This window comes from Brevibacillus sp. SIMBA_040, assembly GCF_046535075.1.
Taxonomy (GTDB): Bacteria; Bacillota; Bacilli; order Brevibacillales; family Brevibacillaceae; genus Brevibacillus.
The window spans coordinates 320,339-326,978 of record NZ_JAWRXI010000007.1 but is presented as its reverse complement, the minus strand read 5'-3'; the positions used below and the strand labels follow the sequence as shown (position 1 = coordinate 326,978).

The following is a 6,640-nucleotide window of genomic DNA, read 5'->3' as shown; positions in this document are numbered from 1 at the left end:
AGTTTGTTACTGGTTCAAAGCTGGCAAATCATTTAATGATAGACTCATTAACGCTTTCGCTGTTCAGTTTTCAAAGAACATTTTTCCATTTCGCCCAAAAAGCGACTTCTTGATGTTATCACATCACTTTTTGTTTTGCAAGAGGTTTTTTTAACCTCCCTTTATCGCTTTCACAGCGACAAGTTCTAATATATCAAAAACCCACTCCGAAAGTCAAGATGTTTTTTCTACTTTTCATCCGCATCTTTTTCAAAAACTATTGATCAATTACGGCAGAATTTAAATATAAATGAACAGGATCGAGAAGTCAATAGAAAAACGCATAACAGCACTCTTTTTATTTCACACTATCCCTGAAGCCTATTCCTTCTAAAAAAAGCAGACCATTTGCAAAGGCGGTGTCCAAGTGGATCCAAAACCCACCTATGAAGAGTATGAAAATGACCGATACAGCGAGCTGTCCACCGTAGAATCACAGCGCAACGAGATTCTTCAAGAAGAGTTTCCCGAAGGGCCTTATGGAGCTTCCACAAACGAAGTCAGACTGGGAAAAGCTACAGGCTGGGAGCCAGGGCAGCATTCAACGACAACACGTTTCACATATGAAACCCGGCTTATGCATCAAGACTTGCCTCGTCAAGACCCTTCTGCTCATCCGATTCATGACGATCCTAACGAAGAAGAGTAGTAAAGCACAGCCCCCTCCACAGATCCGTAGAGGGGGCTTCGCTATTTCACACAGGAATACCTATTCGTCTGCGATAACATGAGTACAAAGTGTTCCAATTCCTTCGATACTTACCGAGATCTCATCACCCGACTTGAGCTCACCTACACCAGGTGGCGTACCTGTAAGGATAACGTCACCTGGCAGCAAGGTCATCACGGCAGAAACAGCTTCCACGATTTGCGGAATGGTAAAAACCATTTGATTCGTGTTTGAATCCTGACGCACTTTTCCATTTACACGAGTCACGATACGCAAATTTTGGTAATCGAGTTTGGCTGCTATCGCAGGGCCAAGCGGGCAAAACGTATCAAAGCTTTTGGCACGAGTCCACTGCCCGTCTGACATTTGCAAATCTCGTGCAGTCACATCAATCGCACACGTAACTCCCAGGATGTAGTCATCAGCATCTTCAGCTTTGACCTTTTTCGCCTCTTTTTTGATGACAACAGCAAGCTCTCCTTCATAATGAAGGTTCTCCGTCAGCTTTGGGTATACAATCGGCTCATTCGGACCTACAACTGTCGTGGAAGGTTTTAAAAACATCAATGGCTCTTTTGGCAGCTCAATGCCCATTTCCTCCGCATGGTCTCGGTAGTTTACGCCGATGCACACCACTTTGCTTGGTTCACTAGGGGCTTTTACTGTAATGTCGTCCAATGACAGCTCAAGTCCTGTCATGATCGGTTTTGCCGATTGGATTTTATAAATGTCCCCTTCGATCACACGTACCTTGTGATCCGCTTCTACCATCCAGCCATGCTTCACCTTGCCGTTGCGCTCAAAACGGATTATCATGACAACCTCTCCCCGTTCTTCCTTTTCTATCAGTGAATGTACAGTTAGAACAGATCTGTTGCTGCTTCTTTTGGTTTGGTCGTAATTTCTTCAATCACGGTCCCAGCTACGGCATTCTCTACGAGAGCCTCCACATCCAGTGCCTCCTCAAAACGAGCAGCCAAGTATGGCTTCGGACGTGTTACTGGGTTTTTCGGTGTAAATACGGTGCAGCAATCCTCATACGGCAAAATAGACAGCTCATACGTATCGATTTTACGCGAGATGTCGGTAATATCGATTTTGTCCATTCCAACGAGTGGTCGCAGCATTGGGATAGAAATAACTTTATTAATGGTATCCATGCTCTCAAGCGTTTGGGAAGCGACTTGCCCCAGACTTTCACCTGTAGCAAGAGCCTTTGCGTTTGTATTAGCAGCTACTCGCTCCGATATACGCATCATAAATCGGCGCATGATTGTAATGAGATAGTCCTCTGGGCACTTTTCGCGAATCTGTGTTTGGATCTCTGTAAAAGGTACGACGTGAAGACGAACGGTTCCTCCCCATTTCGTCAGCTTTTGAGCGAGATCGCGTACTTTTTGCAAGGCACGCTCACTCGTGAATGGATAGCTGTGGAAGTGAATAGCTTCAAGTGTCACCCCACGTTTCAGCATCATCCAGCCAGCAACCGGACTATCAATTCCACCAGACAGCAAGAGGAGCACTTTCCCGCTCACACCTACTGGCAATCCTCCAGGTCCCGGAATGGTCTCACAGCTCAAATAGGTTCCTTCTGTCCGAATTTCAAGATTTACAATCGCTTCTGGTTCATGCACATCTACACTGATCGCAGGAATCGCCCGTAGGATATGTGTTCCAACCATGCGGTTTACTTCCATAGAAGGAATCGGATAGCGCTTGTCTGCGCGGCGCGTCACGACACGGAAGGTACGTGGCTGCGGATTTAACTGACGGATCATTTCAAGCGCCTTGGCCTTAATGTTCTCGATGTCAGGGTCAACCTGCACAGTCGGGCTAAAGGATGAAATCCCGAAAACACGCTTCAGGCGCTCCATAACCGCATAGGCATCTTCTCCATGCAGCTCGACATACATTCTGCCGTAATTGCGGCGTACTTTTACTTTAAAGAAAGAACGCAGCACACTTTTAACACTTCTTACGAGAGCTTCCTCAAACTGGTCGCGGTTCTTTCCTTTTAAGGCCAGTTCTCCGTAACGAATCAAAATAACATCGTAGTTCATGATTATCTCCTTTTTGTTAGAAACGCTTTAATCTGCAAAAAAGTAAATGGGTTACTTCATATAAGAACGCAGCTTGACCACACAATCCTGTAATGCAGATACAAACTCTTTGATATCCTCGGTATTATTTTCTCTCCCCAAGCTGATACGAAGGGATGAAAGAGCGCAATCGCGCGGAATACCGATTGCAGTCAGTACGCGACTTGGCTCGTTTATTTTGGACGAGCATGCAGATTTCGTAGAGATCAAAAAGCCTCTTTCCTCCAAAGCATGCAACAGAACCTCCGCTTTCACTCCCGGTACCGACAAATTCATGATATGTGGAGCAACACCTGTCTCCGGTGTATTGATGATACAGCCTTCGATGCGTGAGATGCCCTCACGGAGCTGCTGAATCAAGCCCTGCAGCCGGATGCTTTCCACGTTACCTAGCTCTTCCAAGATCCGAAAGGCCTTTGCCATGCCTGCGATTGCCGGCAGATTTTCTGTTCCTGATCGTACTCCGGCTTCTTGTCCGCCACCCATCATGAGTGGATGAATGATTAGACCCTCGCGCTTATACAAAATGCCAATCCCACGCGGTCCGTAGAATTTGTGGGCAGAAACACTCAGAAGATCAATTCCAGAATCTTTGATTCGCAGTGGAACCTTGCCGATTGCCTGCACGGCGTCTACATGAAACAGCACCTTCGGATACTGCTTCAGCCACTGCCCTATTTCCACGACAGGTTGGATCGTGCCAAGCTCATTATTCACGTGCATGACGGATACGAGAATGGTATCCGGACGCATTGCTCGCTTTAGGTCATCCACGGACACACGACCATCACGATCGACAGGTAGATACGTTATTGAGAACCCCAAGCCCTCCAACTGCTTGCAAACATCATAAACCGCCGGATGCTCAACCTGGGTCGTAATGATATGCTTCCCTCTGTTCTGATATTGAAAGGCAATGCCTTTGATCGCCGTATTATTGCTTTCCGTACCGCCTGAGGTAAAAATGATTTCCGCTTCCCTACATCCGAGGTACTGCGCTGCTACCTTCCGTGCCTGCTTTAGCACATTCTCAGCTTCTACCCCTTTTTGGTGCAAAGAAGACGGATTGCCGTAATAGCTTTCCATTGCCCGCCGCACAGTTTCAATGACCTGTGGATGCGGACGGGTCGTAGCACTGTTATCCAAGTAAATCACCAGTATACACCTTCCTGAAGGCAAGCTGCCTTGAGTCTACGCTTCATCATACCATGACTTTTCCCGATTCATACAGTGCAAAGCACTTTACATCCTTATTTTTCCCGACTAATAGAAGAAACAACAAGCAAAAAAACCAAAATCTGAACGTTCGTTCACAGAGTATTCACAGCTAAAACGCTTACATCCAGATATAGGCTATTTACTTCTTCATTTCCTTTCGTTAGAATAGTCAATAAATTTAGATAAAACAATGACAACGGGGAGAGAACAACGATGACAACACAAGCTATGCAAGAAAAAATCAGAAAAATGGAAGCAGAATTGAAGCGTCTGCAGGCTGAGCTGGCCAAAATGAACAAAAGTACGGATCGAACAGATGTCGCATATCTAAATGAGGTGTACAACGGGTGACTTTTCGCTTATTTTCTTTTCGATAGTGCGGGTAGTGGCAAGATAAATTTGCCGCAACCGCGCTATTTTTATGTCTTCTCACCTTATTTTTCACTTTGGCACTCCTACTGGGGGTATAATCTATGTTCACACGATGGAAAAACCAACCACCTCAGGGGGTATTTGGCGGGTGAAAGCCTCTATCTTGACTGCTTACAATAATACTGTATCAGTCAAATACATCATGCTACGGCATCGAGGAGGCTTTCATGTTCAAAACATCAAGATGGAAACGTCTGACTGCAACAACATTATTGATCGCTACTCTGCTCCCTGCCACTTCTGCATGGGCACAATCGGTTACGGTCGTGTCCGGGGATACTCTCGGCAATATCGCTTATCGGAATCAAATCACTGTCGAACAGCTAAAGCTAGCTAATCATCTGACTTCCGACACGATTATGGTGGGTCAGAATTTATACATACCACCGAGCTCTCTCGTCTATACAGTGAAATCAGGTGATGTCTTGTGGAAAATCGCCGCTACCTATGGCGTAAGCATTCAGAGTATTGTGAATGTCAATCATTTGCCGACAACTGATGATCTATGGATCGGACAAAAGCTGCTCATCCCGACAAAAGCTACACCGGACCAAAGCGAACAGCCAAAGCCCTCAACCGGGCAGGACAAGCCCTGGGTAGAAAACGTCAGCTACCAAGTCGCAGCTGGAGATACTCCTTGGACGATTTCAATTGCACACGGGATTCCGATGTCTGAATTCCTTCAAGTGAACGGTCTATCGGAAACAGCTTACCTGCAAATTGGACAAATGGTAAAGGTACCCGTGCATCATATCCCGAAAACAGCTGTTACAGGCTCTGCCTATGGTGAATATTTGGACTGGTTTGAAGCAGCACAATACTTATTCCCGATCAATTCTGTCGCCACCATAACCGACTTTGCAACGAAAAAGACCTTCCGTGTAAAACGCACAATCGGTGCCTCTCATTCCGATACGGAGCCGCTTACTACAGCTGATTCTGCGATGATTAAAGACATCTGGGGAGGCTCTTTTTCCTGGAGTATCCGCCCCGTCATTGTTGAAGTAAATGGCAGACGAATCGCTGCGTCGATGACATCTATGCCTCATAGCATTGAATACATCGCAAATAATGATTTCAATGGGCACTTTGACATTCACTTTCTGGGGAGCCTGCGCCATAAGGATAACCTGATTGACCCGGACCATCAGGAAGCGATCAAAATCGCCGCCGGGAGAAAATAAGCTCAGCTCGCCCCACATTTGAAAGCTTAGCTGTGCTACGACGGGTCTTTTGGTCGAGTCACGGCTCACTAACACGAAAAACCGTTCCTGCCCTTTCATGGACAAGAACGGTTTTTTATTGAACTCAAAAAACTTATTTATACGGAATCGGTCCCATGTACGCTCCTGAAAACACTTCAGTAGCAGGGCCAGTCATGAAGACGCGATTATCGCTTTCTCGCCAATCAATCATCAGGTCGCCACCTGCAAGATGAACGGTTACTTCGCGATCCGTCTTTCCACTCAGGCACGCGGCTACTGCTGCTGCACACGCTCCTGTTCCACAGGCAAGCGTCACTCCTGAGCCGCGTTCCCATACACGGAAGAGAATTTCCTTTCGATTCAATATTTGGATAAATTCGACATTAGTGCGTTCTGGAAACCATTGATGGAATTCAATCTTCGAACCGTAGCGAGCGACATCTTCATTACGAACCTCATCCACAAAAATGATTGCGTGAGGATTGCCCATCGAAACGGCTGTCATCGTGAAAACCTCGCCATCGACCTCAATCGCCTCTTCGCGTGCCTGCTCGTCCGGGATGCCAGTCATCGGAATCGCCGCCCGTTCAAAACGCGGCTCCCCCATATCAATCGTCACCTGCTCGACTTTGCCATCCTCTCCAAGCGAAACTACGGGTGTCATGATACCGCCAAGTGTCTCCACAGTGAATGTAGCTTTTTCTGTCAAGCCGTGATCGAATACGTATTTACTCACACATCGCAGGCCGTTGCCACAGTTTTTGGCTTCACTGCCATCGTTATTAAAGACGCGCATGCGAAAATCAGCTCGCTCAGATGGCAAAATTAGGATTAGACCATCGCCGCCAATCCCAAAGTGACGGTCGCTTACCCGTCTTGCCAGTTCAGGAAGATCTACGCCAGTCAAGTCTTCTTCAAAACAGTTGACATATACGTAATCGTTACCCAAGCCATGCAATTTCGTAAATTTCATCGTC

Annotated in this window: 7 protein-coding genes; 3 read left to right on the top strand and 4 right to left on the bottom strand. The window is 46.6% G+C overall.

Going from position 1 to position 6,640, the window contains the following annotated elements; genetic code table 11:
* The first annotated feature begins 406 nt into the window (after positions 1 to 406).
* Entirely contained in the window at positions 407 to 688 is a 282-nt protein-coding gene (locus SB752_RS14560; RefSeq protein ID WP_213026050.1) for a hypothetical protein, read from the top strand.
* Between the two features lie 60 nt (positions 689 to 748).
* On the opposite strand, the gene SB752_RS14555 is transcribed toward SB752_RS14560, so the two are convergent.
* Genes SB752_RS14555 through SB752_RS14545 form a run of 3 tightly spaced genes read right to left on the bottom strand, consistent with a single transcriptional unit; the run spans position 749 to position 3,963 of the window.
* Positions 749 to 1,525: a fumarylacetoacetate hydrolase family protein gene (locus tag SB752_RS14555; protein ID WP_410716332.1), complete on the bottom strand. Its 777-nt coding sequence runs from the start codon at positions 1,523 to 1,525 to the stop codon at positions 749 to 751.
* Positions 1,526 to 1,569: 44 nt separating this feature from the next.
* On the bottom strand, positions 1,570 to 2,769 hold the full coding sequence (thiI, locus tag SB752_RS14550) for a tRNA uracil 4-sulfurtransferase ThiI (RefSeq protein WP_410716331.1): 1,200 nt from the start codon (positions 2,767 to 2,769) through the stop codon (positions 1,570 to 1,572).
* 51 nt (positions 2,770 to 2,820) lie between these two features.
* Positions 2,821 to 3,963: a cysteine desulfurase family protein gene (locus SB752_RS14545; RefSeq protein ID WP_410716330.1), complete on the bottom strand. Its 1,143-nt coding sequence runs from the start codon at positions 3,961 to 3,963 to the stop codon at positions 2,821 to 2,823.
* A 276-nt stretch (positions 3,964 to 4,239) separates the two neighbouring features.
* On the opposite strand from SB752_RS14545, the gene SB752_RS14540 reads away from it, so the two are divergent.
* Together SB752_RS14540 and SB752_RS14535 are read left to right on the top strand one after the other, a co-directional pair.
* A complete protein-coding gene (locus SB752_RS14540) occupies positions 4,240 to 4,377 on the top strand; it encodes a hypothetical protein (protein WP_410716329.1) in 138 nt (45 codons plus the stop codon).
* A 248-nt stretch (positions 4,378 to 4,625) separates the two neighbouring features.
* Positions 4,626 to 5,642: a muramidase family protein gene (locus tag SB752_RS14535; RefSeq protein WP_410716328.1), complete on the top strand. Its 1,017-nt coding sequence runs from the start codon at positions 4,626 to 4,628 to the stop codon at positions 5,640 to 5,642.
* Between the two features lie 133 nt (positions 5,643 to 5,775).
* Here the strand turns inward: SB752_RS14535 and dapF are convergent, their stop codons facing one another.
* Positions 5,776 to 6,636, bottom strand: coding sequence for a diaminopimelate epimerase (dapF, locus tag SB752_RS14530; RefSeq protein WP_410716327.1), 861 nt, complete (start codon positions 6,634 to 6,636; stop codon positions 5,776 to 5,778).
* Positions 6,637 to 6,640 lie beyond the last annotated feature (4 nt).